The sequence below is a fragment of the Weissella halotolerans DSM 20190 genome (assembly GCF_000420365.1).
Taxonomy (GTDB): Bacteria; Bacillota; Bacilli; order Lactobacillales; family Lactobacillaceae; genus Weissella; species Weissella halotolerans.
Genome location: NZ_ATUU01000002.1, coordinates 63,269 through 89,125, shown reverse-complemented (window position 1 = coordinate 89,125; position 25,857 = coordinate 63,269). Strand labels below are relative to the sequence as shown.

General features: G+C 44.0%; 23 protein-coding genes, 1 tRNA gene and 1 other annotated feature. Of the genes, 21 read left to right on the top strand and 3 right to left on the bottom strand.

Going from position 1 to position 25,857, the window contains the following annotated elements; genetic code table 11:
* The first annotated feature begins 81 nt into the window (after nucleotides 1–81).
* The 6 genes from G414_RS0103030 (at nucleotide 82) to G414_RS0103005 (ending at nucleotide 4,658) form a co-directional block, all read left to right on the top strand.
* A complete protein-coding gene (locus G414_RS0103030; protein ID WP_027694519.1) occupies nucleotides 82–960 on the top strand; it encodes a hypothetical protein in 879 nt (292 codons plus the stop codon).
* Nucleotides 953–2,089, top strand: coding sequence for a hypothetical protein (locus tag G414_RS07175; protein ID WP_201782289.1), 1,137 nt, complete (start codon nucleotides 953–955; stop codon nucleotides 2,087–2,089). The genes G414_RS0103030 and G414_RS07175 overlap by 8 nt, the downstream gene beginning before the upstream one ends.
* Complete coding sequence (locus G414_RS0103020; RefSeq protein ID WP_022791384.1) at nucleotides 2,086–2,592, top strand: hypothetical protein; 507 nt, start codon at nucleotides 2,086–2,088, stop codon at nucleotides 2,590–2,592. The genes G414_RS07175 and G414_RS0103020 overlap by 4 nt, the downstream gene beginning before the upstream one ends.
* Before the next feature lie 97 nt (nucleotides 2,593–2,689).
* Nucleotides 2,690–2,763, top strand: a tRNA-Arg gene (locus G414_RS0103015).
* Nucleotides 2,764–2,890: 127 nt separating this feature from the next.
* Nucleotides 2,891–3,790: an ABC transporter ATP-binding protein gene (locus G414_RS0103010; protein ID WP_022791383.1), complete on the top strand. Its 900-nt coding sequence runs from the start codon at nucleotides 2,891–2,893 to the stop codon at nucleotides 3,788–3,790.
* Nucleotides 3,774–4,658, top strand: coding sequence for a hypothetical protein (locus G414_RS0103005; RefSeq protein ID WP_022791382.1), 885 nt, complete (start codon nucleotides 3,774–3,776; stop codon nucleotides 4,656–4,658). The genes G414_RS0103010 and G414_RS0103005 overlap by 17 nt, the downstream gene beginning before the upstream one ends.
* A 20-nt stretch (nucleotides 4,659–4,678) precedes the next feature.
* Here G414_RS0103005 and G414_RS0103000 read toward each other — a convergent pair whose 3' ends face one another.
* Nucleotides 4,679–6,445 carry a hypothetical protein gene (locus G414_RS0103000; RefSeq protein WP_022791381.1) on the bottom strand — a complete coding sequence of 589 codons (1,767 nt, stop codon included), beginning with the start codon at nucleotides 6,443–6,445 and terminating at the stop codon, nucleotides 4,679–4,681.
* Nucleotides 6,446–6,601: 156 nt separating this feature from the next.
* Nucleotides 6,602–6,675 (top strand) — a sequence feature (ribosomal protein L21 leader region).
* Between the two features lie 38 nt (nucleotides 6,676–6,713).
* Between G414_RS0103000 and rplU the strand changes: the two genes are divergently transcribed.
* The gene (gene rplU, locus G414_RS0102995) at nucleotides 6,714–7,016 is read left to right on the top strand and encodes a 50S ribosomal protein L21 (RefSeq protein ID WP_022791380.1); all 303 of its coding nucleotides are present in this window, start codon (nucleotides 6,714–6,716) and stop codon (nucleotides 7,014–7,016) included.
* A 27-nt stretch (nucleotides 7,017–7,043) separates the two neighbouring features.
* Nucleotides 7,044–7,355 carry a 50S ribosomal protein L27 gene (rpmA, locus tag G414_RS0102990; RefSeq protein WP_022791379.1) on the top strand — a complete coding sequence of 104 codons (312 nt, stop codon included), beginning with the start codon at nucleotides 7,044–7,046 and terminating at the stop codon, nucleotides 7,353–7,355.
* A gap of 213 nt (nucleotides 7,356–7,568) precedes the next feature.
* Here the strand turns inward: rpmA and G414_RS0102985 are convergent, their stop codons facing one another.
* Nucleotides 7,569–9,269 (bottom strand): hypothetical protein, encoded by a 1,701-nt coding sequence (locus G414_RS0102985; protein WP_022791378.1) that lies wholly within the window; start codon nucleotides 9,267–9,269, stop codon nucleotides 7,569–7,571.
* Nucleotides 9,270–9,570: 301 nt separating this feature from the next.
* On the opposite strand from G414_RS0102985, the gene G414_RS0102980 reads away from it, so the two are divergent.
* Nucleotides 9,571–10,209, top strand: coding sequence for a copper homeostasis protein CutC (locus G414_RS0102980; protein WP_022791377.1), 639 nt, complete (start codon nucleotides 9,571–9,573; stop codon nucleotides 10,207–10,209).
* A gap of 92 nt (nucleotides 10,210–10,301) precedes the next feature.
* Entirely contained in the window at nucleotides 10,302–11,102 is an 801-nt protein-coding gene (locus G414_RS07170; RefSeq protein WP_022791376.1) for a hypothetical protein, read from the top strand.
* Between the two features lie 59 nt (nucleotides 11,103–11,161).
* Here the strand turns inward: G414_RS07170 and G414_RS0102970 are convergent, their stop codons facing one another.
* Nucleotides 11,162–13,597, bottom strand: a complete 2,436-nt coding sequence (locus G414_RS0102970) for a Xaa-Pro dipeptidyl-peptidase (RefSeq protein ID WP_022791375.1) — start codon at nucleotides 13,595–13,597, stop codon at nucleotides 11,162–11,164.
* A gap of 186 nt (nucleotides 13,598–13,783) precedes the next feature.
* On the opposite strand from G414_RS0102970, the gene G414_RS0102965 reads away from it, so the two are divergent.
* From G414_RS0102965 to menH, 11 genes are all read left to right on the top strand, one after another.
* Nucleotides 13,784–14,461 (top strand): VIT1/CCC1 transporter family protein, encoded by a 678-nt coding sequence (locus tag G414_RS0102965; RefSeq protein ID WP_022791374.1) that lies wholly within the window; start codon nucleotides 13,784–13,786, stop codon nucleotides 14,459–14,461.
* Nucleotides 14,462–14,486: 25 nt separating this feature from the next.
* Nucleotides 14,487–15,188: a VIT1/CCC1 transporter family protein gene (locus tag G414_RS0102960; protein ID WP_022791373.1), complete on the top strand. Its 702-nt coding sequence runs from the start codon at nucleotides 14,487–14,489 to the stop codon at nucleotides 15,186–15,188.
* Nucleotides 15,189–15,486: 298 nt separating this feature from the next.
* A complete protein-coding gene (locus G414_RS0102955; RefSeq protein ID WP_022791372.1) occupies nucleotides 15,487–16,875 on the top strand; it encodes an Nramp family divalent metal transporter in 1,389 nt (462 codons plus the stop codon).
* Between the two features lie 30 nt (nucleotides 16,876–16,905).
* A complete protein-coding gene (locus tag G414_RS0102950; RefSeq protein ID WP_022791371.1) occupies nucleotides 16,906–17,370 on the top strand; it encodes a universal stress protein in 465 nt (154 codons plus the stop codon).
* A gap of 203 nt (nucleotides 17,371–17,573) precedes the next feature.
* Nucleotides 17,574–19,181 (top strand): APC family permease, encoded by a 1,608-nt coding sequence (locus tag G414_RS0102945; protein ID WP_022791370.1) that lies wholly within the window; start codon nucleotides 17,574–17,576, stop codon nucleotides 19,179–19,181.
* 65 nt (nucleotides 19,182–19,246) lie between these two features.
* Nucleotides 19,247–19,768 (top strand): methylated-DNA--[protein]-cysteine S-methyltransferase, encoded by a 522-nt coding sequence (locus tag G414_RS07165; protein WP_081634557.1) that lies wholly within the window; start codon nucleotides 19,247–19,249, stop codon nucleotides 19,766–19,768.
* A 22-nt stretch (nucleotides 19,769–19,790) separates the two neighbouring features.
* Entirely contained in the window at nucleotides 19,791–20,861 is a 1,071-nt protein-coding gene (locus G414_RS0102935) for a YdcF family protein (protein ID WP_022791368.1), read from the top strand.
* Between the two features lie 154 nt (nucleotides 20,862–21,015).
* A complete protein-coding gene (locus tag G414_RS0102930; protein WP_022791367.1) occupies nucleotides 21,016–22,227 on the top strand; it encodes a DUF2075 domain-containing protein in 1,212 nt (403 codons plus the stop codon).
* Nucleotides 22,221–23,384 carry an isochorismate synthase gene (locus G414_RS0102925; protein WP_022791366.1) on the top strand — a complete coding sequence of 388 codons (1,164 nt, stop codon included), beginning with the start codon at nucleotides 22,221–22,223 and terminating at the stop codon, nucleotides 23,382–23,384. Before G414_RS0102930 ends, G414_RS0102925 begins: the two co-directional genes overlap by 7 nt.
* Nucleotides 23,377–25,059, top strand: coding sequence for a 2-succinyl-5-enolpyruvyl-6-hydroxy-3-cyclohexene-1-carboxylic-acid synthase (gene menD, locus G414_RS0102920; RefSeq protein ID WP_022791365.1), 1,683 nt, complete (start codon nucleotides 23,377–23,379; stop codon nucleotides 25,057–25,059). The genes G414_RS0102925 and menD overlap by 8 nt, the downstream gene beginning before the upstream one ends.
* Nucleotides 25,043–25,837, top strand: a complete 795-nt coding sequence (gene menH / locus G414_RS0102915) for a 2-succinyl-6-hydroxy-2,4-cyclohexadiene-1-carboxylate synthase (RefSeq protein ID WP_022791364.1) — start codon at nucleotides 25,043–25,045, stop codon at nucleotides 25,835–25,837. The genes menD and menH overlap by 17 nt, the downstream gene beginning before the upstream one ends.
* Nucleotides 25,838–25,857: the final 20 nt, after the last annotated feature.

Here is a 25,857-nt window from a genome sequence, read left to right as displayed (position 1 = left end):
TAACCCTGTTTTTTAGATTTGGATGTATGATAGGGGTATTAGTAAAGCTTGTGTGATTTGTCGATATGGAGGGATGTACACATGGAGCAAATGCCCTATATTAAATCATCAATTACCAATGTGAATGCGGTTCTTGATGGAAAGCTACAAGTAAAAGTGGATTATATTAAGTCTATCCAGGAAGCCTTAAGCAAGGGGGATGATCGACGAATTTACGAGCTCATTGACAGCCAAAAATATAATGAAACCATTCGTAAGGCTCCCCATGCAGATAGTAACGAGTCGCTAGCAGCCTTAATTTCAGACGTGAAGTTTGACTTAAGTCATCATTTAGGCCAACAGTTAATTGATTATTTATCTGACCGTTTTCCTTTCTTTTATTATGAAGAGGAACGGCTAGGGGTTTTTCGCCTTTACTTTGGTAACTGGTGGGATCGACGCCAATTTGGCTTTTTGGATCCAATCACGGTCCGTTTTATTTTTGATGATGGTGAATACGATAAATTAGTTAAGTCAGTTGAACTCGCCCAGGAGGGGACACGCTTTCATGCCACGGCAATTGAAGATACGACCAAGGCAAATGAAATTTTGCAGGGACTTGTTCAAGCTCAGCCAGAACGAAATCAGCAACGCCAAGTGCTTGAACAAAAATTGAGTAGTTTAGAGGAACGGGGTGGCTTTTTTGGGGGCCGAAATCAAAATGAAGAACAGGCTCAGTTAAAACAAGCCCTAGCCAAATTAGACGCAGCTGATGCTAAGGCTGCCAAGGTGCCGGCACAAATTGAAGCCAATAATGCGAAAATTTTAGAGTATTCAAAAGAAGATACCATTTTAATTTATGAACAACGGGCAATTAATGACACCTTTGGAACCTTTACTGACTTCCAAAGTGCTGTTTCAAACCTATACGCAGATTATGTAGGTCAGTTAGCAAAGCGGGAGGATGAGCAAAATGACTGAGCGCTTACGAGAACGGGTCGTAAATTATACAGATTTAATTGAAAATGACCTAACAGCTATTCAAGACTTATTGGCCAATGCAAGGATGATGGCGCAAAGTGATGATCCGGTTGAACTGCATCAACTGGCTGGTAAGCTCACGCAAGCACAGCTTCCGCTTGATTGGGTAAAGGTACCGCGTCAATATAGCCACGCTGACTGGTATCTAATTGCAATGGATCGTTTTTTAGAGTTAGCGGGTATTAGTGGTTTTGATATTTTGATGCCAGCGACCCGAGAAGAAGTGACCATGATTATTCCGGAGTTAGGCCTACCAGTAACCTTTGAATTTGATGTCAATCAAGATGAAAATGGGGGGGCCTACTTTGTAGAATTGGCAACGGGTTATCGGCTCTTTTATTGGTCCTTGGAGCGCAAGCAGTTATTGTTCAATGCTAAAGCCATTACGGACTTGCTAGTGGCTAAGTTCCGTCCTCAGGCAACGGCTGCCCAAATTCGGACCATTTCAATTATGTTAACTGAATTTGGACGTTATTTAGAACGGACCTTTGACTATCAGGTGGATTATAATATTCTCGAAACACAGGATAGTTATCACTACCCGCTCGTGCAAAATGAAATGCCGGCCGGGATGTTAGACCGGTTATTTGTCCTTTCGGCAGAAACTGATTACTTTTTGCAAAGTATTCCACAAGGGGCGGCCATTATGCTCGACAACCAAGTTGAAGTACGGATCTTCTATGAGGAAGATGAGCATTTGCCAGGCCAGCAACAGTGGTATTTCCAGGTTATTGATGGTCGGGATGCCGTTTCTTGGTTAGACGTGTTAATGGACTATGACTTTATTGGTGCTTGGTACTTGAAGGAACGGAAAGCAGTAGAAGTGACGTATGATCAACTGGTGTTTGCTCAGCAAACGAGTCAACCACGGGAAATTTCGCCCTTAGTTGGTGCACGCCGGGCGCCAATGATAGATGAAACGGTTGTTAAACAAAAGGTGCAACCAGAAGATGAAACAGTGGTGGAAGAAGCCGCGGGTGAGCCAGGTGTTGAGGATACCGAAACGAATCTTGATGGGGAAGAGTTAGACCGTCAGGATGAACTAGGAGATGAGAAGGGCGAGGCATGACGCTAGATATTGCAAGGTATTTACGGTTAACGCAAGATTGGCGACGGCAAGGGCATCCGCTCTGGGAGCGGCCGTTAAAACAGCAAGATTGGTTGTTAAATGATTACTTGAATTTATCAGCCTTAATCAATGCCCTAATGGTCGAAACACAGGGGATTAATCCTAATTTTGCAAGTTTGAAGGTAAAGGCACAGCCAGACAAGGTTTTGGCGATCTATGCACAAGCCTTGGTTGCCTTTTTAGATATTAGTGTGGCCCAACAGTGGACCCATCTGATGGTATTAGAGCAGGCGGATTTTACGGCTCTAGGACGTTTTCCTAAAGGCCAACTAGGCCACCACTATATGGGGATGTTGACCATGCTTAATAATGCCTATTATCAAAAGCGACAGGCAGATTTTGCCCATGCTTGGCGGTCCTTTCTTAAATTGGGCTTGAATGAGTTATCACTGTCAGAAAAAGAATTAGATTCTGTTCTGCTGCAAATTTTGCAGTCAGCTTGACTAACCTTGAGTTGGACTACACTTTTGAGGCTTGCACCAGTTTGAAAATCAGTCTACAATAGTTAAACGGTGGCTTGGTTTCACCGTTTAACCTGTCGTACCCGTAGCATAACTGGATAATGCACTCGGTTTCTACCCGAGCGACTGTGGGTTCGAACCCCACCGGGTACATCGTAAAACACCTCATTAATTAATGAGGTGTTTTTTTAATTACTGCTTGTTTTTATATCATTACCGGGATTATTATATGCAAAGAGTAGGTTAATGGTCAGATTTTTTGGGAAAGTAGGTAAATAAGATGAGAATAAAGGTGAATCACTTGCGTCATCAGTATGGGAAACGGGTTGTTTTAAAGGATCTTTCCTTTACTTTGCATGATCAGCAATTTATTGGTGTTTTAGGGCCAAATGGAGCCGGAAAATCAACATTGATGCGTCTAATTAGTCACCAACTAACACCTACTGAGGGGCAGGTCGAGTGGTTGGATGAGAATCAGCATGTACTATCAGCAGGGGAACGTGCTCGGATTACAGGGTACGTACATCAAACAAGTGTCTTAGACGACTATCTGACGGTCAAAGAAAATCTAATTTCACGAGGAGCGATAAAAGGATTATCCAAGAAGGCAACTGTTGCCCGGATTGCTGAATTAACGCCCAGTTTGGGGATTGATGAGTTAGCCAAGTATTCATATGGTAAATTATCTGGTGGTCAGAAACGCCGCGTTGATATTGCAAGTGCCCTTTTAAATCGGCCACGTTTATTGGTGTTAGATGAACCGACTAGTGGAATTGATCCTGAAATTCGCCAACATATTTGGTCAGCTTTGACACAAATTCGGCACCAGGATCAGGTATCTATTATTTTGATTACCCACTATCTAGAAGAAATGGCGGATGTCGACCAATTGCTGGTGCTTTTGGAGGGCCGTTTGCAATTTGATGGTCAACCAGCTGATTTTATCCAAGCCTATTCACAAAACCAATTGCGTTTATGGTTGAAGGAAGCAACTGGGGACCAGGTAGAGATTAAGCAGCTACCTTACCAATCCTTAGATGAGAAGATGAGCATCATTAATCATGCATATCAGACGGGGCGGTTAGTTGATTTTAAGGATGAACCACAAAGTTTAGAAGGTGCCTATCTAAATCGCTTGGCGCAAGCTCAACGGGAGGTGTTACATGCTGAGTCTAATTAAACGGAACCTATTGTATACCCTACGGGACCGGACTTCCTTTGCCATGTCCTTCATTTCAGTCGCCATTTTAATTATGATGTATAAACTTTTTTTGAATAATCTACAAATCAGTCAATTAAAAGCGGCTATCCATAGTCAACATGTGGGCCTTGCGGGAACGACGATGATTAATTTTTGGTTAATTAGTGGGCTGGTAGTAGTCACCCTAGCCACTGCTGCCATTAATGGTTTGAGTGTCTTGGTGGAAGATCGTGTTAGTGGAAAGCAAGCAGACTTTATGATAGCGGGCGTTAAGCCCTATCGCATGTTGCTGGCCTATTTAATTTCAGCTGTCATATTAACGTTTATCACGACCGGGGCTACCTTCCTGGCGGGTACTATTATTTTTGTGGGCTGGTCAGGTCTCACGGGATTTAGCCTAGTAGCCTGGAGCCAGTTAGTGGGGCTAATGGTTTTTGCCAGTCTGCTTGCCTGTTTGTTAGCATTACCTTGGGTAGCAATGATGAAAAGTCTCCAGTCATTTTCAATTTTCAGTACGATGGTGGGCACATTAATCGGCTTTGTCGCGGGGATTTATCTGCCGCTAGGGGCTTTAAGTAATAGTTTACAAAAGTTAGTCCTGAGTTTGCCCTTTGTGCACGAGGGAGCGTTATTTAAGCAGATTTTAATGGCGCCTAGTGCAGATAGCTTTTTCAAGGGAATGTCTGCGGCTGCCCGACAACAATACGATCTTTTTTTTGGCAATCGTTTGACGGATCTAGCGGGACAGGTCATAAGTTCGGGGGCCAGTCAGCTTTATCTACTAGCTTGGCTAGTGGTTGCTAGTCTACTAACCATTCTGAGTTACTATTGGTCGCAGCGCCATTAAAAAAACAAGGCGGGTTTAATCTAACCCGCCTTGTTTTTGCTTTTATACGGTGGTCGTTTTTGGCAAAGTAAGTAAAGTCCTAAAAGGGCCAAGCTCGTTGCACTAGTCAGGTAAGCAGCTAGGAGCCAAGTGGGTAGTAAAAGCCGTATCTGTAAGTGATGATCACCCGCCTGAAGCTTTAATTGTAGGCGGCCTTGTTTAGAAACACGACTAATACGAGGCTGACCGTTATCAAAGACTTGATAGGATAAGTAATGGTATTGCCAGATTGGTAAATCATAGTGGCCACTTTTGGGCAAGTGCACCCATAGATCAATGCCGTTTGGAACACTGTGTTGCCGTTTTGGTGGATTCACGGTCACTGGACTGGCAAAGTCAGTTGGCTGCGTTTTGTCTAAGTGCAAATCGTTACCAGAAAAATGACTGGGCCTAACTGAATGGGCCTGGTTAACATCCCGAGCATATTCAGAAGCAAAAAAGGCTTTTTTACCAGCTTTAACATAAGGAGCCTGTTCAATCGGCAGGTAGTCGCGGTAGGTTCGCATGTTAATGAAGGCCGGTTGCTGATAAGTCTGATTTGTAATTTTAGTCAGTCGGCGGTGATAACCAGGTTGGGCCTGCCAAGTTGTTTGTGCTTGTAATTGCTGGTGAACATGGAAGACAGTTTTAGCAGCTGAAAATAGGGTCACGCTGGCTAGAACTATGTAAAAAATGGTCGAAACCCCCTTACCTAAGGGTTGTTGACACAAGCGGACTAAGCAAATGAAAATAGCAAGTTGCGCGCTGTAAAGGTAAAAACGTTGTGGAAATTGGACTAGTTCAATTAGGGGCTGCAAGGTTAAATTACTGCCATAAATAAAGAAAAGAGTTAGACTAGCTATTTTAAGTGGTCGCCAGTTATCATGGCGCCACAGAGTTAAAGCTAGGTAGGTTAATGCTAGCAGGGTTAGCGGGGTGTAACCAAAATAAGGGCCAATTCCTAGGTGGTGCCAATGTTCTTCGAATAACTGGCCCCACTGAAAGAAGGAGCGTTGGGCAACTTTAGCGACAGCCAAGGTTTGACTACTAGCAACTAAGATAGTGACCAAGGTGGGTAAGCCAATCCCCAGCGCCCAGCAACCAGCTTGAACAAAGGAGAGAAAGCGATGGCGATGACTGATAAGGTCAAGGCCAGCAATCAGCACTACTAATAAAATTAAAATAAAGGCAGATGGTAAGTGGGTAAGTAAGGTTAGTCCAATATTAAGCCCCAAGACAGTAGCTGTTGCAGGATGGGGAGTGTTCGTTTGCAGCTGGTAAAGGCTCCAAAAAATTGGTGGCATGAAAATAAAAACCAGAGCGAGTGGTAATTGGCCATAGACCAGCAAATTAATGAGGGGAATGCTGTAAGTAACGGTGAGCGCAGCTAGCAGGGCCTGATTAGTGGTTAAGTGGCTAGCCTTGAAAACGAGGTAGTTACTGGCGGCAATGGCACAAAGGATGAGACCAAAGATACAGTAGACTTGTTGGACCGGGGCTAGCCAATTCGTGATGGCCACCAGAGGTAGGAGGGTCTGACTAGGATAGAGACCCTGAATGAGTTGCCCAGCTTGACCAAAGGTGAACCAAGAGCCTAGCGTGGGCAAGGCCTGGTGTAGCATGGCTTGACGAATTTCATAAATCCGCATCAGATGAAACCAGGTATCATGCCGATATGATAGGGTACCAGTTAGTAAAAGCGGCAGTAATAAAAGCCAGGGTAGGGTTAGTAGAACCAACCAGGGCCAGAATTTAAATCGGGTATTCACGTTAAAAAGCCTCACATGTTAAAAGATAATCGCACATTTATCATAGCATAGTTGACACTGGCCGGTATGTCAGCTTAGTAGGCTGGCTATTTCTAAGTTAGGGATTGCCTAAATGGGTACGATGGGCTATAATAGACACGTTGTGTTTGTGGAACTCACAAACTGCAACCATTCGTTGTCTGTAGTAAGTGGCAGTTTTGTCCGCGGGCACGGTGAGTCTAAGTTGTCGCTAGCAATAGCAAAGGAAAAAGAGGAGGTCTGCAGACTCATGGCAGCATATGCAATTATTGAGACTGGTGGAAAGCAATATAAGGTTACACCAGGTGACGTGATTTACGTTGAAAAGCTTGAAAACGCTGAAGGCGATAAGGTTGTCTTTGATAAGGTTGTCTTTGCTGACGGTAAGATTGGCGCCCCTTACGTAGAAGGTGCATCCGTTTCTGGAACCGTACAAAAGCAAGGCAAGCAAAAGAAGGTTGTTACCTTTAAGTATAAGCCTAAGAAGGGCTCACATTCTAAGCAAGGTCATCGTCAACCTTATACTAAGGTTGTCATTGACGCGATTGCCTAGGGCGTTAGAGAGAGGAGAGTTTGAATCATGCAATTGAATTTAACTAATTTAACGATGTTCGCGCACCACAAAGGTGGCGGATCATCTGCTAACGGTCGTGACTCTGCTGGTCGTCGCCTAGGAACTAAGCGCGCTGACGGACAAGATGTTACAGCTGGATCAATTATTTATCGTCAACGGGGAACACATATCTATCCAGGGGCCAATGTTGGTCGCGGTGGTGATGATACCTTGTTTGCTTTGACAGATGGTGTGGTTAAGTTCGGTCGTTTGGGCCGTGACCGCCGTCAAGTATCAGTGATCTCTCGTGAAGAATACAACGAAATGATCGCTAAGTAATTTAATAAAAAAGGACTTACCAATTTAGTTTGGTAAGTCCTTTTTTTATTGTTCTAAGGTGGTTTGTGGAGGATAGGTTGATACAAATAACGCCCCTAGTATGCATGCATATCCTGTTTGAACTGAGATCATTCGAGGATGTGTATTTGAAGGGGTAAAATACACCCACTGATTAGATTGCTCCCACTAACGAGTGGTATTAATCTTGGTTAGCTATTTTGCAACAACGTGTTTAAATAAATGTTTCATGATAAAGACGCTGAAAATGAGTAAGGTCACCATGTTAGCAAGCAGGGAAATGAAAAACATGACCTGGTTTCGATTATTATGATTAACAGTTACTGTTACCTGATTGCGTTTATTTAATAAATCATCAGGTAAAGTTACCTTTAATTGACCATCACTTTTGCGAACTGGCACATTTACCCCATTTAATTTAACTTGATAATGATAGTGATGATAACCAACTACAGGAATTAATAGTACTTTTTTGGTAGCTGGTGTATTCTGCTTAAAGGTTACTGAATGATAATTAGAGCTAACGACAGTAAATTTTTTGTCGTTATCAAAATTAAAGGCTGCCCGTTCATTCCGATTGGTTGCCTTCCCATTAGGGCCAAATGAATATGGTTTATCAACTAATTCGGGTTTTGCTAATAGATAATCAACAGATTCTACATTATTCTTTAGTTTTGACATGTTATCATTCGTAAGCCATTCTCGATATGGTCGGTTTTTAATATCTGTGTAAGCTTTATACCCACCTGACAGTGTCGTTATAGCTAATAGAGCGCAAAGAAGTAATGCAATGGGCTTATTATTCTCTTTTTGTTGATTGAAAAATAGAACAAGGGCAATTGCAATAAATAAGGCAATCGGACAAAATAGACGCATGGTAAATTGGAATAGTGTTAGAGGTGTATGTAAGAACAAAGGCCAGGGCAGCCAATTTAGGGTACATATGAATAGGAAGATAGCAGCAATTGACCAATACCGCCAGTTACCTTTTGGCACAATAAATAACAAAACAAAGAGGGTTAGTAACACTAAGGTGATAATTAAGCCCATTGTTGGTGAAGCAGTTTCGATAAATGTATTGCTGAGGGTCTCTTGAATATAGGCATTAAGGTCGACTGGCGAAATTCTTGGTACTGGTGGAATTAGCTGGTTATATCTACCCCATACTAAAACATTTGTTAATGAATAAATTGACAGAGCAAGCGCTAGTAAAGCGGCTTTTAATAGTTCTTTAACCTCAAACCACTCCACATGTCGTGTGACTAATCGCAATAGTTCAATCATAACAATCAGTAATGTAGTTATAATTAGGCTAAGAATATGGGAATTTGCAATTATGCCCATGCCCAATCCTACATACAGGAAGCCGTACTTTTCTTTGCGCCAAACCTTAAATAAGCCAGCCATGACCAGGGGAAGGAGGGCATAGCCGATTGCCTCGCCAAGCGCCATACGTTGATACATTAAAATAAAGTGGTATGCATTGAATTGATATAAACAAACCCCGAGGAAACGTAGCCACCATTTTGATGTTAGTTCTTTGGTGAGTGCGTACATACTACCGATTGTCATTAAGTTGATGATGAAAAAGCCTATGAAACCAACAACGGCTGGATTATGTGAGATGAACATTGGCAGTATAAACATCCATGTTCCAAGCCAAGGATACACAGCAGTTATTGCTAATCCACGTTGGTTGAATCCAAAAAAATTCACCATATCGGGTAAGTGACCATCACTAAGAGATTGATAGATTGATGCCATTCTTATCAGATGAAAGCGACCATCTGGATTAATTTGAGCGTTGTGGACAAATTGTATGCGGGCTGAAAGATAAGCAAGCATGAGACCTACTAGAATAATGCCAATTATTTTAGTGATTTTTTTGTAATTCATAAAATGCCTCCTACCATTTTTATCGCTATGGATACAAATTTATTAAAATAGCTCCTAGCAAATTAGTATACCGCACTTCTGAGGACAACGTCAGCCTCAGTCATAGTTCTAAATTGTAGGGCAGCACAAGAGTCCATCCTGTCCGTAGGGGTAGGACTTGTTATGGATATTGGCTTACCTTTTTATTTGTTAACGCTGTTTTCTACTAGCTTTAAGCTTATGGCACGCTAGCCAGAATCATGGTAAAGTTTAGGCAAGTAGAAAGTAAGCGTATTCAAAGAGAAACTGAAATGAGGTCATAATGTTAAAAGAAATGCCAGTTGCTGACCTAAATGTCATTCAATGGGCCCTAGATCAGGGCATTGATCGGTTAGAATTGAATACTAATCTAGCTGTTGGTGGGTTAACACCGAGAGATGATTTAGTTCGGAATGTTTTAGCGTTAGCACAGCCGTATGCGGTATCAGTGGTTGTGATGGTACGACCACGAGCAGGTAATTTTTACTATAACCATCGAGAAACTGAAATGATGTTAGCGACTTTAAAACGTTTTCGGGCCCTCGGAGTGCAAAGTGTTACCTTTGGTGCAGTGACAGGGGATGGATACTTAGATCGGGCGACTATGCTAAAGTTAATTGAAGCCGCTGCACCAATGCAAGTCGTATGCCATATGGCCTTCGATGCGATTCGGTTTGAGTATCAAGAGCAGGCGCTTATTTGGTTAGCAGATCATGGGGTTAAGCGGGTCTTAACCCATGGCGGCCCCTTGCAAGTACCAATTACAAAGACCTTGGCCCATTTGCAAACACTTTGTCGTTGGGCACCTGAAAAGATGGAGATTTTGCCCGGTGGTGGCATCACTGGTCATAATTATAAGGATATTGTAGGAGCACTAGGAGTGCAGCAAGTCCATGGGTCTCGTATTTTGTCTCAGGCCTAGTTGACCGGTATTAGATGGAGATTGATACTAGCTCATTTGTGACCACTGTCATCATAGCCAGGTAGCAAAGCAAGTAGAATGGGAGATTAGAGATGAGTAGACAAGGTAAACAAGGACGCATTTGGCTAGGCATAGCAGGAGTAATTCTTTTCGTAGGGGCCGTGGCCCTTGGCTACCACTTGGTCAAACCAGTCCAATCGCAAACTAAATCAGCAGAGCACACAACAAAGCAGAAAACAAAGCAAAAAGAGCAAAAGTTTAGTTCAGCATCTAGTGATAAGGATCGGTCAGTTAAGGGGTCATCAAGTAGCAGTTCAAAGGCAGCAACCAAGCAAGCAGCTAATAAACAGCAACCAATTGAAGGTACTAGGTTTACAAGTAGCCAACAAAAAAGGATTAGTCAGGCCTTCTTAAAATGGGCCGGTCAGCGCGCTGAAATTGGTAATATGGCAGTGAGTGACTGGTATTTTGACCACGGGACTGCTGGTCAAGGGGATTGGTACGCCAATACACCGGATGGACCAGTCCAAGTGCAAAATTTTGGTCACCCAGGTCCGAAGGCCTTTAACATCCATGCCTTAGGTGTATGTGTCTTCTATACTGATCAAGCAGGCCGCACTGGGGTCCAAGACTTGTATCCTGGTTCATTTGCGGAAAATTATACGGCAAATGTTAATCCACAGTATCCGGTTGTTAAATATTTACTGGGGGATAATGGCATTGTGTATGAACTTAGAATCGATAATGGAGGACGGGCATCCACCAATTCTGGTTTTGGCGAATATGATGATCAAGGCCAGGTAGGTAGCCAGCTGCCTGATGCAAGTTTTAAAGTATCGGATGATCATGCCGCCCAGGTTGAATTAAAGGAGTTAATCAAGCAAGTTCGTTAAGGTTGGTAAAAACATAGATAAAAAGGGTGCCCGTGCGGGCACCCTTTTTATCTAACTAATCAATTTAGGGGAAGGTCCAGCCGACTTTTCGTAAGGTCTACAGTATAGTGAATCGGTTGGTTTCCACGAATAGTGGTTGCAAAATCAGTCGCGTAAATGACGAGTCCGAGTTGCCGACCAGCTGGCAAGTGATAAACCGTTGGTTGCAGTGGAAGGGTAACCGTATAAAATTGCCCAGGGTTAACTGCGTTAGCCTGCCATAAACTTGTTTGGTTTTGGAGGTTAAGATGACCTTTGGTAATCATTTTATAGGGACTGACCTGGGGATTTAAAGTGAACTCAACCAGGTCATCTTTACGCCAATCATAGGCACCGCTAAGCTGGTTTTTAGCTAGGAGGGTGGGCTTAGTAGTTAATCGATGAGCTGGGCCAAAGTCGACTAGTTGACAACTCACGAGGCCAAAGGGGTGATCACTACTAATGGTTAAGGTGACTTGAGGGACTCCGTTTAAGTACCAATCTTGGGTTAGTTTAGGTCCCTTAAATAGTAGGCGGTTATTGGCCATGGGGGAACCAAGCTCGTCAGTCAATAAATCATGTTGCCAAGCAGCAATTTGCTTTCGGTAGTGGTTAAACTGCTGATCAGGTAAGTGGTCAGAGTAGGTGGTCATTTGTGTTTGGCTCGGTCCAGGATTTGGACTAAGCTGATTGCCGCCTAGGTATAGGGTCTGTTTGGCTTGGGCTGAACTGGGCCAATCCGGATAAGTATGCCAAGTTTCGGGACTTACATTATCCTGAACCAAGACTGCTGGTAACTGAGTGTCAGCTCCGTTATCAAGATCAAAGAGTTTATTAGTCAGCCAAAGATTCAGCATATCTGTGACGTCCAATGAACGGAAGTTGTTAATGTAGATATGTTGCCCTTGGTGCAAAATGAGTTTTTTGGTAATGGGGAGGTCACGGAGTCCTTGCCAGAGTTGATAGGCATGGCGGGGCTTGACATTCCAGTCATTAAGACCATGAATGACAACGACGTCCGCTTTAATAGCGGATAGTTGATTTAAATAATTTCGTGCATCCCAGTAGGTTGAGTAGTTACCATTTGCACGGGCCTGGGCTTTAGCAATAGCATTGAGTGTTTTTCCAAAGGCAGACTTAACCTTAAGATAATCACCAGCATCTAAACGGCGACTGAAGACTTCGGCAGCTAAGACGTCCATATCTTCACCCTGGAAGGTGTCTGGTGCAGCAACTAAACCATGATCGCGGTAGTAATCATACCAACTGGAAATTGCTGCTTCAGCAATGACGGTTTTCAATCCATCAACACCAGTGCTGGCAGCCGCGGTAGCTAATGTTCCTAAGTATGACCGTCCGGTCATGGCAATGTGCCGATTTGACCACCATGCGTCAATTGCAAGTTGGTCACATTGATTTGTAAAGGCTTGTCGTTGGCCATTAAGCCACTCAATAACGGCCACGGTGGAAAGGGTTTCCGCTACGCTTCCCGTATCGCGAAAACCTTGTGAGCCACGGGTACCAATGCCGGCTGCGTAGACAACGGCAAAACCACGACTTAAAAAGTAGTCATTGAGGTGATAGCCATTTTCGGGCGCAAAGTGCTCGCTAGCTTCTTGGGTATAGCCAGCTGGAATGCGCTTAGGAGGGAGGGGAGCTACTGAGCTTGGCTTGGGTTCACTGGTTGTGGCTGCTGGAGTTACGGGTTTTTCAGTTAGTGCTTGGTCAACTTGATGGGTCAAAGCCTGTCCCCACTGGTCATTGGTCCCTAAATGGTAAGGACTAGCTGTGTAGAGAACGGGTGCTCGATAACCAGTTTCGGTAACTTGGGGGCGAATCACTTGTACCTTGAGTAAATCACGTTGACCATCCTGGTCACTATCTAAGGGGGCCTCAACATAGACTACCTCGCGGATTAGAGAATGAGGGTCAAAGACTGGTTGGGCTTTACCATTGAAGAAAATAGGTTGAGTTGTCACGTTATAAAAGGGCCGAAAGTAACCTAGTTGCGCTAAATAATCAAGATAAGTCTCACCGTGTTTAGTGTGGGTGGTTAGTAAGTGATACCAGGCATGCCAGACATCACTAGCATGTTGGAAAGTTTGCACCTCAAAAAAAGGAAGTTGCAGGCTGGCATAGGCCGTAAGTGGTTGGTCTAGGTCATAGTCAACCTCAGGTTCAAATGCGAGTAATTGTAAACTTAAACGGGCAAAAACGGCAGGGGTGAGTTTTAAGTCAGGTCGCTCAAAAAAAGTGGCTAAATCAACTTCATCCGTTGCTAGTAGGCGTTTAAAACGGTCAGTCAGCGTATGAGCATCTTGCGTGATTGGTGAAAAGGCACGTGATAGTAAATTAGCCAGGGCTTTTTTTGGATCGGTTTCTTGGATTTGGGAAGCATCGAGAAAGCGGATGGTTCTTAACTCTGCGAGTTCGTCGGCTAAACTTTCTGTGATACGACCAAATTGATGGTTTTTCATAGTTAACTCCGTTCTTAAAAACATATATAAAAAACTAGATTATTCTCATTATACGCTAATTAAAGTCGTGGCTGAATGTTAGCAAGTGATTTTTATATTGTCTGGTGACCTAGGGTAGGAAACTTGACGGTTTGTTGGTCTTTATTTATAATGGTTCTAAATTAGAAGTGAGAAGGTGTGAGTAATATGCATAAAATGGCGTTCGGACAGATGCAAAATATATTGCGGGCTGCTGTAATGGGGGCCAATGATGGCATTTTATCAGTAGCAGGGATTGTAATCGGGGTGGCAGCGGCAACAACGGATACCCACAAAATTTGGTTGGCAGGTTTTGCTGGTGCATTGGCGGGCACGATTTCCATGGCAATGGGAGAATATGTATCAGTGCATTCGCAAGCTGATGCTCAGGCCAAAGCACAGGCTGAAGGGGCTGAGCTGCTAGTAAAGCACCCCCATCAAGCGCTAGCCCAAGTGACAGCTGGCTATGAGCAGGCCGGTATATCGAGTGGTTTAGCACAGCAGGCAGCCAAAGAGGTGATGGAAAAAGATTCCTTGGCTACTTTAGTTTACGAGCAGTATGGATTTGACATTAAAGAAAAAATTTCAGCTAGTTATGCTGCCTTAGCATCAATGCTTGCCTTTCCCCTCGGTTCGATTTTACCTTTGTCGATGAGTTTAGGTTTACCAGGTACTTGGCGCATTGAGGGAACGTTTTTAGCGGTGGTAGTGGCCCTAGCGTTAACTGGTTACTCGGCGGCCCGCTTCTCTGGAGCTAATCCGCGTTTGGCGGTATTGCGTAACCTAACAGCAGGTCTGGTGACAATGATTGGTACCTTTGGTTTAGGCTGGCTAATTGGTCGTTAGGACATCAGATTCAAGGAGAGCGGACATGTTAGAAAAGAGAGCAGGTAAAACTGAAACTGAACGGACCAACCTGGATGCCAAGCTGAATGCAGTCCGGGCAGGCGTCTTGGGATCGAATGATGGTATTTTAACAGTGGTGGGCGTTTTGTTTTCGCTGGGGGCAGCCACCACTAATCAGTGGACGTGGTTTATTGCGGCTTTAACTGATTTGCTAGCATGTGCTTTGTCGATGTCGGCGGGAGAATATGCGTCGGTTAGTGCCCAAGCAGATGCTGAAAAGGTGGCCTTGCAACGGGCACAGACACTTTTGGTCCAGGCACCACAACAAGCACATGCACAGATTAGTCAATTTTATCAAGGCCGTGGGGTTAAAGCTGAGACAGCTGATCGCATTGCGACTGAATTGATAGCTAAAAAACCGGTCGCAACGCTTTTGTGGATTCAAGATGGTTTAATTTCAGGGAAGTTTATGAATCCTTGGGCTGCAGCCGGCGCATCCTTTGGGGCGGCCTTATTAGGTGGTAGCCTACCGCTGATTGCGATGTGGCTAACGCCCAACGCTTGGAAATTTTTAGGAACCATTTTGGCAACCGTGGTGGCAGTTGCCTTGACCGGAATGTTAAGTGCCCAACTTAGTCATGGCTTCGTTAAGCGAGCGGTTTATCGAAATGTAGCGATTGGTCTGATTACCATTTGTTTACATTATATGATTGGACTAATCTTCTAGCAGGCGGATAGAGTTTCACCTACAGTAAAAAATATTATTGCTTATGAAAAAAAGCATAATAAACCTTGCCTTTTGAAATGCACTAGCCTAATATGGAACTGTGCCAGGGTGTGACTGGAAGGGTTAGATAGTCTTCATAAGCTTTCAACGGCTAGTTGGATGAAACTCTTTATGAAAATTGTTTAGCGTTTGAAACATTAGTCGGGCTGTGTTGGATTAATACAGAGGGGACGACTGTGCTTTAAATAACGAAGCTCCGTCAGTCATGACCTGAGAATACAAAAGGAGTGGTGAATACATGACGGAAAGAGCAAACACCCCGGAGGCTAACGAGCCTAAACAAGATGAATTGGACATGAGTTTAGGGGAGGTTAATGGCTCCATTGATACGCCGATTGGTAATAAAAACACCAGTTTTTGGCGCAAGGTTCTATCCTTTTCGGGACCTGGGGCCCTGGTTGCGGTCGGTTATATGGATCCTGGTAATTGGGTTACCTCTGTTAGTGGAGGTGCTCAGTATAAGTATGTTCTCTTAAGTATTGTGTTGATTTCTTCGTTAATTGCCATGATGCTGCAATATATGGCGGGGAAGTTAGGAATTGTTAAACAAGAGGATTTGGCGCAGGCAACCCGAAAACGAACGAATAAGGTTGGTGGCTTCATTCTTTGGATTATTACTGAATTAGCCTTAATGGCGACTGATATTGCTGAGGTTATTGGAGGAGCGATTGCCTTACACCTTTTGTTTGGCTGGTCAATGATTGCTTCAGTTTTGACCACTGCTTTTGATGTTGTGATTTTACTTTTGCTGATGAAATTTGGTTTCCGTAAAATTGAGGCCATTGTGATGACCTTGATTTTAACCATTATCGTCATCTTTAGTTACTTGATTATTTTGGCTAATCCAGATTGGACTGGTGTCTTTGCTGGTTACTTACCATCTTTGCAAACGGTCAGTGATGTTGCTCCAATGGGTGGCGACTCACCCCTTACTTTGACCTTAGGGATTATCGGGGCTACTGTAATGCCCCATAATCTTTACTTGCATTCATCAATTTCACAAACACGTAAAGTAAATCACGATGATCAAGAACAAGTTAAAGAAGCAGTTCGCTTTATGGCCTGGGATTCAAACATTCAATTGACGATGGCCTTCATGGTGAATTCGATGCTGTTGATTTTGGGAGCAGCTTTGTTCTTTGGTCACGCCGATCAAGTTGGTACTTTTGGTTCTATGTACAATGCCTTAGATGATAAAACAATTGCCGGGGCTGTGGCCTCACCAGTTTTGTCAACGTTATTTGCGGTGGCCCTGTTGGCTTCAGGACAAAATTCAACTATCACCGGTACCCTAACCGGTGAAGTGGTCATGGCCGGCTTTATTCGGATGCGCATTCCAATGTGGGTTCGACGAGTGGTGACGCGAGGGTTGGCTTTACTACCAGTCATCGCCTTCACCTTACTTTACGGCGGTTCTGAAACGAAGTTAGATTCCTTACTTGTCTTCTCACAAGTCTTCTTATCAGTTGCCCTGCCATTTGCAATGGGTCCCTTGATTTATTTCACGTCTTCAAAGAAAATAATGGGTGAGGACTTTGTTAATCCTAAGTGGATGATTATTTTAGGTTGGACAGTCTTTGCAGTTCTCACTTACTTGAATATCAAGTTGATTGTTGGAATGTTCTAACTGGTTAATGGAATCCAAAGGAGCAGAAAAATGGATACACTAGATTTGAATGTGGCACCGACCCAGTTTAAGGATATCTTAGTGGGGGTGGATGAATCAGAACAAGGGTACTTTGCTTTGACTAATGCGGTTCACCAGGCACGTGAGGATGACGCTAATTTGATCATTGCCACTGTATTGGAACTAGGTGACTTATCAACGATGCAAGCCATGAACCTCTCAGTTATCAAGGAAAAGCGAGCGGAGTTGGAAGCAAATTTGCAACGCTACAAGGATTATGCAACAAAACAAGGGGTTCAAAACGTGCAAGTTAAGTTTGCTGACGGCGGTAAGGCGGGGGATGTCCTAGTCAACGATGTCGCACCGGCTGTAAACGCGGACCTAATTGTAGTTGGCGCACATTCGCATCCTGATTTTTGGGATTCACTAGGTTCACAAGCTGCCTACATAGCCCGTTATGCTAAGGTTTCAACGATGGTGGTCCGAAAGAAATAAGTTATTAGAGCTAGCCTTATGGCTAGTTTTTTTGTGTCTTTAAAAAAGGACAGACCGGTTCAAAACGGACTTATTTAATGCAAGTAGACTGGCTTTCATTTGCAAAGTAGACTGAATATTGGTAGTATTATAAACTATTGTTGTAGCTATGGAAGAACGAACAGCAATGCTATCAGCATTGTGGTTTAAACTGAAGGGAGTTCTTGAACGTGGAAAAGAAGAAGATAGGATTATTTCAGCTGGTAATGCTTAGTCTAGGTGCCTTAATCGGTTCGGGCTGGCTATTCGGGTCTTGGGAAGCAGCACGGATTGCTGGACCAGCAGCGATCTTGTCCTGGATTATTGGTGGCATTGTGATTGGAACCATCGCCTATAATTACATTGAATTAGGTACGATGTTTCCTCAATCAGGTGGGATGAGTAAATATGCTCAGATTACACATGGATCTTTGCTTGGCTTTATTGCCGCCTGGGCCAATTGGGTGTCTTTAATTGCACTGATTCCGATTGAATCCATTGCGGCGGTTCAGTATATGAGTACGTGGCCCTGGGAATGGGCTAGCTGGACTCATGAATTTTTTCATGGAACTGGATTAACCACGACTGGATTTGCGGCCGTCTTTATTTTCATCATTATTTTTACCTTGCTTAACTATTGGTCAGTTGGTTTATTAACCAAATTTACAAGTTTTATTTCCATTTTCAAAATTGGAATTCCACTTTTGGTGATTATTCTCTTTACCATGACCAGTTTTCATCCAGCTAACTATGGACGGAACTTAGGCGAGTTTATGCCCTATGGATCAGCGCCAATTTTTGCTGCTACCACGGTAGCCGGGATTATTTTTTCCTTTAATGCCTTTCAAACGGTCATTAATATGGGGAGTGAAATTAAAAACCCTGAAAAAAACATTAGCCGGGGAATTATTATTTCCCTAGTGATTGCTGGCCTGATTTATATTGCCTTGCAAAGTACATTTATTACCTCTATTGATCCAACCTTTATTGCACAGCATGGTTGGCATGGGATTACCTTTAATTCACCGTTTGCTGATTTAGCGATTATGCTGGGAATATACTGGTTATCAGTGTTGCTTTATATGGATGCCTTTATTTCCCCCTTTGGAACTGGGGTTTCCTTCGTAGCAACGGCAAGTCGAACGTTAGCAGCGATGGTATCGAATAACCATATGCCTAAGTTTGTGGGTAAGATTAATCAAAAGTATGGTATTCCACGAATGGCAATGGTTTTAAATGCCGCTTTGAGTATGCTCTTGGTAGTGGTCTTCCCATCTTGGAGTGCCCTAGCTAGTGTCATTTCAACGTCAACGTTAATTGCTTATTTGACTGGCCCAGTATCAGCGATGAGTTTACGCCAGGATGCTAAAAAGTTGCGTCGGCCGTTTACTGGTCGTTGGTTACCCATTGTGGCGCCCTTGTCCTTTGTATTAGCGTCATTGGCTACTTACTGGGCTATGTGGCCAACAACCTTAGAGGTCATCTTGGTCATTGTCCTGGGCTTGCCATTTTATTTTTATTATGAGTGGAAACTGGGCTTTCCAAATACTAAAAAGGCCTTTATGAGTAGTTTATGGATGTTGACCTATTTGATTTTTATTTCGGTTGTTTCCTATATTGGCTCAACTGAATTTAATGGATTGAACTGGATCCACTATCCATGGGACTTTTTGGTTGTCATCATCGGTTCAATTGGCTTTTACATTTGGGGGAAGCAAACTGCCTTTAAGGGGCGTTATTTCCGCGAAGCCAAAGATTTGAACAAGACAGTTGTCTTACCAGAAGAAGAATAAGATGATTATGAACAAAACAGGTAGCCGTGCATGAACCATGGGTACCTGTTTTTTTAAAAGGAGTCATGATGGAATATGAACGGTATGCTCTTTCATCAAAGGTACAGGTATACTTGCTGGGTAACGAACGGGGCTTAGCCTTTGTTGGTAGTCCTAATACACCGCTAACAGAAGCGGAGCAGTTTTTACCACAACTTAGTCAGTTAAGACGGGCTAATCACTTTCAGTTAGCAGCTAGTATGATGCGCGCTTACTGGCAGGGTAAACAACTTGATTTAACCCAAGTAGCGCATAATTACCTGGCAGGAACGCCCTTTCAAAGACGCGTTTGGCAGGCGGTTGAAATGGTCCCATATGGGCAAACCATTAGTTATCAGGAAATAGCCTTAAGGATAGGTCAGCCAAAAGCTGTTCGCGCAGTGGCCACGGCGGTAGCTAAAAATCCTTTACTTTTGGTGGTACCTTGTCATCGCATTATTCAGGCCAATGGCCAGTTTGGTAACTATCGTGCTGGTTGCCAGACCAAGCACAAACTCTTGATGACTGAAGCAAAAGCCATTAGCCAACATGATATGATAGTAGAATAAAAAAGGAGTAGGAGAGAATAGAATGGATTGGACCTCGTTATCTGAAAGCATTATTTTGCAAGTCATCGCCTGGGGGTTAGTCCTCGTCTTATTTGGCGCCCTTTACCTAAGTTTTCGAGCTAATAAGGTGCGTTTACTTAATGGTATGTTAGCAACCGGGTTGGTCTTGGCTTTAGGACTGGCCATTTCTGGGAGTGTCCTTGCTAGTCAGAATAAATTTTTGATGGGAATTTGGGCCGTGGTCGTGGTGGCCGTATGTGTGGGACTGGCCTTACTCGTATCCTGCCTGGGACTGTTACTATTATGGAACGCTTGGATTGTCTGGCACCGGGAGAGCCATTCATTGGGTAATTCTTTAACCTTGTTACTAGGCATCTATGTGGTTTTGTCTCCTTGGTTATTTAGATTGTTTGATATGATTTTGCCCCAGTGGTTAGCTAGGGGTTTACAAGGTGTAAGTTCAGCCTTTATTGCCTACTTGGTATTTTGGCTGATAAGTTATCTCATGTCCTTTTTATTGTATGTTCTCTTTCAGCCTAAATTGAGGCAGGATTACATCATTGTACTAGGCGCTGGCCTTTTGCATGGCAACCAAGTGTCCCCCTTATTGAAATCCAGAATTGATGTTGCCTTGCACTTTGCAAAGCGGCAATATCAGTCCAATGGGCACTGGCCAGTAATTGTTTGTACTGGTGGTCAAGGGCCAGATGAAACCACTAGCGAAGGCGCCGCAATGGTAGCCTATGCTAAAGAAGCTGGTTATCCAGCAGAAAAACTCTTGGCGGAAACACAGGCGAAAAACACTTATGAGAATATGGCCTTTAGTAAGCGACTATTGAACGAGCATGATATTCCACTGGCGAAGGGAATATTTGCCACGAGTGATTATCATGTTTTCCGGGCCGCTGGTTATGCCCGCTTGGTTGGTTTACCCATTGATGGAATTGGCGCACATACCAGTCGCTACTTTATTTTTAATGCGATGTTGCGTGAGTATGTTGCTATTTTAATGAATCATAAAGTGTTTCATGTATGTTGTTTGAGTATCCTTTTTGTCAGCGCCTTTTTGAATGCCTGGTTGGCAACGCACTAAGGAAGATTGAAAAGGTAAGGCTGAAACCGGCTCATTGTGAGGCGGTTTTTTTGTTGAAATAATAAAATCAAACGCTAGACCAACAGTTTGTCTATCAACCCAAAGGACCTACTTAGGGATGCTGGAAAATTAGAAAGGCGCTATACTAGATGGTATGAAAAATACAGCCTTAGAAAAATTTAATGTTACAACGTTGACTCAAGAGCAGTTAAACCAGCTGGACAAGCTGGAACACTTTATTCAAGCTCATTTGCAGACTAACTATCCTGCAGTCGCGGTCTTGCAAGGCGATGCGGGTACAGGTAAAAGTGTACTCTTAACGGCCCTGTTTAAACGTTTACAAACTGCCAGTAAACAGGAAGGGAGCCCTTATCAGGGCAGTCATAATCGCTTTTTAGTTAATCATCCGGAATTGTTAAAAGTCTATCAAGAACTTGCGCAGACTGAACCAGATTTATTAAAAAAAGACTACCTACGGCCGACCTCCTTGATTAATCGCGCCCACAAGGATGGTAAGCGATATGATGTGTTAGTAATTGATGAGGGGCATTTACTACTATCTAAAGCAGAACCTTATATTAAATTCAGGCAGGCAAACCAGCTTGCTGAATTGATTAAGTTGGCTAAAGTGGTGGTGGTAGTGTTTGATTTTAAACAGGTCATGCAAAGTAAGATGTTTTGGACACCAGAGATGTTAGCTGCTGTTTTGGCGCCATACCCACACCAGTATTTTACCTTAGCTAAACAATATCGTTTACAGGCTAATGAGCAGGTGCGGGCTTGGATAGCTGCTCTAGGTCGTGGCGAGGTGCATCCCTTACCAAGGGATTGCGGAAACTATGACTTAGAAATTTTTGCACGGGCGAGTGATTTATATGCTAAAATTCGTGAACGTGATGCTCAGGTTGGCTTATCGCGTGTTTTATCAACGACAGGTTTTGTCCGTCGCAAGGCGGGTGAACACCATGTCTATCTTGATGACTTTGATCTACCTTGGGATCAGTATGATGGACAGGTAACGCCTTGGGCAGAGCGCAAAGATTCACTGGGTGAAGTCGGGTCTATTTATACCATTCAAGGGTTTGATTTGAATTATGCCGGCCTGATATTAGGCCCACCCTTTGAATATGATTCACGGCAGGGACGCATTAAAATTAATCCAGCCAAGGTAACCCATCGCGAAATTTATAAACACCATCCGGATGTACAAACACCTGCAGACGTTGCCCAGCTGAAAGAGCTGGTGATGTTAAATACGTTGAATGTTTTGGCGACGCGAGGCGTCTATGGCCTGTACTTAACAGCAACGGATGATGCATTACGAGCAGCATTATTACAAGGAGCAGCAGATAAGAAAATATGGTAATAAAACGGACAGCCTTATTAGCAGCCTTTCAACAGGCCGACTCAGCCGTTTATTTTGCAACAGCTGATGGTCAACATGAATACTTTGGTTTTGGACAGGTAGCAACACTGATGAACCCAAGCTTAACTGAATTGGCAGATTTTCAAGCAAAACAGAGCCTACCTATTTTTGGAGGGTTGCCTTTTTTTAGCAATCAACACGACCAAGTGGGGCTAATGTCAGGGTACTTTGTCGTACCTGCCTGGGTAATAGACTATCCGACGGGCACTACTTGGGGACGACAACCAAAAGACCTAGCAAGGGCAGTTGAGCCCCCCAAAAAAATCAGACTGCTAGAGCAACATGATGAAACAGACTGGGTATCTCGGATGACAGCGGTAGTTGATGAAATGCAACGGGATCGGGCTAAAGAGAAGGTCGTTTTGGGGATGCAACGGGAGTTGATATTTGATCAGCCCTTAGAGCCAGGTCAATTGATTGCTGATTTGGCGCGACAACAGCCGCAAGCATATCGAATTGTCATAAAAAGAAGATCAGAACTTTTTGTATCAGCAACTCCAGAACGTTTAGTTGCCGTCAATGGGCGCTCTTTTGCAACGGCCGCTGTAGCGGGCTCTATCCGACGGGGGAATGATAGTAAGACTGATGAGCAACTAGCCAAGCAGTTACAGCATGACCCTAAGAATTTGCATGAACATGCGCTGGTTGTCAGACGGTTAAAAGAGCAGTTGATGCCAGTGGCCGATCTAAACTATCCTTGCAAACCAAGGATGTTAAAAGGACCGCAGATTCAACACCTTTATACACCAATCGCGGGAAAACTAAAAGCGGCAGTCAGTTTGGTTGATTTAATTCGAGTCCTGCATCCAACGCCTGCTTTAGGTGGTGTGCCCCGTGAATGGGCTTTAGATACCATTAGAGATTTAGAAACCAGTCAGCGCGGTCTCTTTGCCGGGCCAATCGGGTACATGTTACCGGATGGCCGGGGTGAATTTGTGGTTGGTATACGGTCTTTATGGGCCCAAGATAGGCAGGTTCGGTTATTTGCGGGAGCTGGTATTTTAGCAGCATCAGATTTAGAGCAAGAAGCGCAAGAGATCCGGCTAAAGATGTCAGTGATGATGAAATTAGTGGAAGGACAGGTAAAACATGGTTGATACGTTAACAGAAAATAGTAAGACCTTAATTATGGCCCTCGCTGCTCAAGGTGTACGGGAATATGTGGTGTCACCTGGTTCGCGTAACACGCCGTTGGCCCTGTTGTTAGCAGAGAGTGGGCTTAAACTAACGATGGCTGTTGATGAACGGTCGGCAGCCTTTTTAGCGCTAGGACGGGCCAAGGATGGCCAACGACCAGTAGGATTATTGGCCACCTCAGGAACGGCAACGGCTAATTATTTACCAGCCTTAGCGGAAGCACAGGCTACTCATCTACCCTTAGTTGTTTTAACAACGGACCGACCAGAAGAGCTACAAGGCATTGGGGCGCCGCAAACGATCGGGCAGACCAATCTTTACGGGCAACAAACAAAATTAGCACTAACGCTTCATCTGCAAGATCCACATCCGGATGTGCAGGAGTACATCGCCTATAAAACGCAGCAAGTTGTGCAGTTGGCAGTTAGCCAGCCAGCTGGACCGGTCCAGCTTAACTTGCCGCTGCGTAAGCCGCTCTTACCCAGCTTGGACCAGCCTTGGCCTAAAGTCATGGCCGCTGATTTTGGTCAGGTTGAACGCCGCTTAGCATCAGATGAATTAGAACGGTTACGGAGTGCATGGCAAGGCCGTAAAATCATGATATTGGTAGGCCCAAATGAAGGGCACTGGTCTCCTGACTTGTTTGAACAGGTCGCCGAACAATTAGATGCGCCAATTGTAGCGGATATCCTTAGTCAGCTACGGGGACTACCGCATGCCATTACCGGTCTGGATGCAGTCCTAGCCGCACAGGCCGATCAGCCTGAAATGGTACCCGATGTCGTCTTACGGTTTGGTGGAACGCCCGTTTCAGCTAAAATTTTGCCTTGGCTAAAGGCCCATCAGGTGGAGGTTTATCAAATTGGTGCCAATTACCTCGGACAGGATCATAGTCGTTTTGCTCGGCATCACTATGCGATTGATGAAGAGTCGTTTTTAGCAGATATTTTGGCAAGTGAGTATCAAGCGACAAATAGATATTACCAATCAGTTTGGCAACCACTGCAGGCTGCTTGGTCAAGTCTAAATCAGTCAACTACCCATAAGCTAACGGACTTTGCAGTTGTGGATAGCTTAACGCACCTAAAACAACCCCAACAGTTATTCTTAGCTAATTCTATGCCGGTCCGTGACTTTGAGCAGTATTTTCAGCCGCATCAAGTGCTAAGCGTAGCTGGTAATCGAGGTGCAAATGGGATTGATGGTACCATTTCAACTGCCGTTGGGATGGCAATGAATGGGCAGCCAACCTGGTTAGCAATTGGCGACTTAGCCTTTTATCATGACATGAATGGGCTAATGTTGGCTAGGCAAACGGCAGTGGACTTAACAATCGTGGTAACGAATAATAATGGGGGTGGGATATTTTCTTTCTTGCCGCAAGCAGCTGCAGACCAGTATTTTGAAAACCTTTTTGGAACACCACAGAATCTAGCAATTGACCAAGTAGCCCAACTCTATCAAGCAGAGTATCACTTGATCGAAAAGCCACAGGATTTAGTTGCCTTAACCCAACAACCATGGACCGGGTTACGCATTCTTGAACTGGTCACGGATCGGACTAGTAATACTGACGTGCATGCCAATCGATTAGCCAAAGTGAAGGAGCTTGTTAAACATGTGGCAAAACATTGAGATTAATGGTTATCACTATCAGTATTACCGAGCCGGAACTGGAGAACCAACCTGGCTTTTTTTACATGGCTTTTTGGGCAGTGGGCGTGACTTTAAGGCCATTCAGCCACGTGGCCGTTGTATTTACTTGACCTTAAAAGGATTTGCGCCTGGTGATCCAGTTCTATCAGCTAATGAACTTACTTTGGCAAATCAAGTGGCAGACTTAACTGCTTTCATAGCGGCGTTAGGCTTACCTAAGCTAAGGTTAGTCGGTTATTCTATGGGTGCTCGGCTGGCGTTGGGGTTTGCATTAGCCCATCCAGAATATTTGGCAGAATTGATTTTAGAAAGTGGCACGCCAGGTTTAGTAACGAAAGAGGAACGATTAGCGCGGCAAGCACTTGATGCTGACCGGGCCCAGCAAATACTTAAAGACGGCTTAGCACAATTTGTTACAAACTGGGAAGGATTACCTTTGTTTGCCAGTCAGCAACAAAGGTCATTATCTGATCAGCAAGCAATGCGCCAGCAGCGTCTAGCTCACGTCCCGGCTAATATGGCGGCCTCACTACTAGGCTTTGGGACGGGTACAATGCCTAATTTGTGGCCCCAGTTAGCAAGGTTAAGCGTACCAGCCCGTTTAATAACGGGTGCATTAGATCATAAATTTACTAAATTGGCGCAAGCAATGGTAAAATCATTACCGCAGGCGGAGCATGTGATAGTCGCTGAAGCCGGGCATAATGTACACTTTGAACAACCCCAGCTATTTACTAAGCTGATAGAGCGAACATAGATTGAAGCAAACTTCACCCG

Excerpts from the sequence above, each read along its gene's own strand:
- G414_RS0102965 (WP_022791374.1), top strand. The coding sequence starts at position 13,784 with ATGCATAAAATGGCGTTCGGACAGATGCAAAATATATTGCGGGCTGCT.
- menD (WP_022791365.1), top strand. The coding sequence starts at position 23,377 with ATGGTTGATACGTTAACAGAAAATAGTAAGACCTTAATTATGGCCCTC.
- G414_RS0102925 (WP_022791366.1), top strand. The coding sequence starts at position 22,221 with ATGGTAATAAAACGGACAGCCTTATTAGCAGCCTTTCAACAGGCCGAC.
- G414_RS0103020 (WP_022791384.1), top strand. The coding sequence starts at position 2,086 with ATGACGCTAGATATTGCAAGGTATTTACGGTTAACGCAAGATTGGCGA.
- G414_RS0102935 (WP_022791368.1), top strand. The coding sequence starts at position 19,791 with ATGGATTGGACCTCGTTATCTGAAAGCATTATTTTGCAAGTCATCGCC.
- G414_RS0103030 (WP_027694519.1), top strand. The coding sequence starts at position 82 with ATGGAGCAAATGCCCTATATTAAATCATCAATTACCAATGTGAATGCG.
- G414_RS0102960 (WP_022791373.1), top strand. The coding sequence starts at position 14,487 with ATGTTAGAAAAGAGAGCAGGTAAAACTGAAACTGAACGGACCAACCTG.
- rplU (WP_022791380.1), top strand. The coding sequence starts at position 6,714 with ATGGCAGCATATGCAATTATTGAGACTGGTGGAAAGCAATATAAGGTT.
- G414_RS0102985 (WP_022791378.1), bottom strand. The coding sequence starts at position 9,269 with ATGAATTACAAAAAAATCACTAAAATAATTGGCATTATTCTAGTAGGT.
- G414_RS0102955 (WP_022791372.1), top strand. The coding sequence starts at position 15,487 with ATGACGGAAAGAGCAAACACCCCGGAGGCTAACGAGCCTAAACAAGAT.
- G414_RS0103010 (WP_022791383.1), top strand. The coding sequence starts at position 2,891 with ATGAGAATAAAGGTGAATCACTTGCGTCATCAGTATGGGAAACGGGTT.
- G414_RS0102970 (WP_022791375.1), bottom strand. The coding sequence starts at position 13,597 with ATGAAAAACCATCAATTTGGTCGTATCACAGAAAGTTTAGCCGACGAA.
- G414_RS07165 (WP_081634557.1), top strand. The coding sequence starts at position 19,247 with ATGATGGAATATGAACGGTATGCTCTTTCATCAAAGGTACAGGTATAC.
- G414_RS07175 (WP_201782289.1), top strand. The coding sequence starts at position 953 with ATGACTGAGCGCTTACGAGAACGGGTCGTAAATTATACAGATTTAATT.
- G414_RS0102950 (WP_022791371.1), top strand. The coding sequence starts at position 16,906 with ATGGATACACTAGATTTGAATGTGGCACCGACCCAGTTTAAGGATATC.
- G414_RS0103005 (WP_022791382.1), top strand. The coding sequence starts at position 3,774 with ATGCTGAGTCTAATTAAACGGAACCTATTGTATACCCTACGGGACCGG.
- G414_RS07170 (WP_022791376.1), top strand. The coding sequence starts at position 10,302 with ATGAGTAGACAAGGTAAACAAGGACGCATTTGGCTAGGCATAGCAGGA.
- menH (WP_022791364.1), top strand. The coding sequence starts at position 25,043 with ATGTGGCAAAACATTGAGATTAATGGTTATCACTATCAGTATTACCGA.
- G414_RS0102980 (WP_022791377.1), top strand. The coding sequence starts at position 9,571 with ATGTTAAAAGAAATGCCAGTTGCTGACCTAAATGTCATTCAATGGGCC.
- rpmA (WP_022791379.1), top strand. The coding sequence starts at position 7,044 with ATGCAATTGAATTTAACTAATTTAACGATGTTCGCGCACCACAAAGGT.
- G414_RS0102930 (WP_022791367.1), top strand. The coding sequence starts at position 21,016 with ATGAAAAATACAGCCTTAGAAAAATTTAATGTTACAACGTTGACTCAA.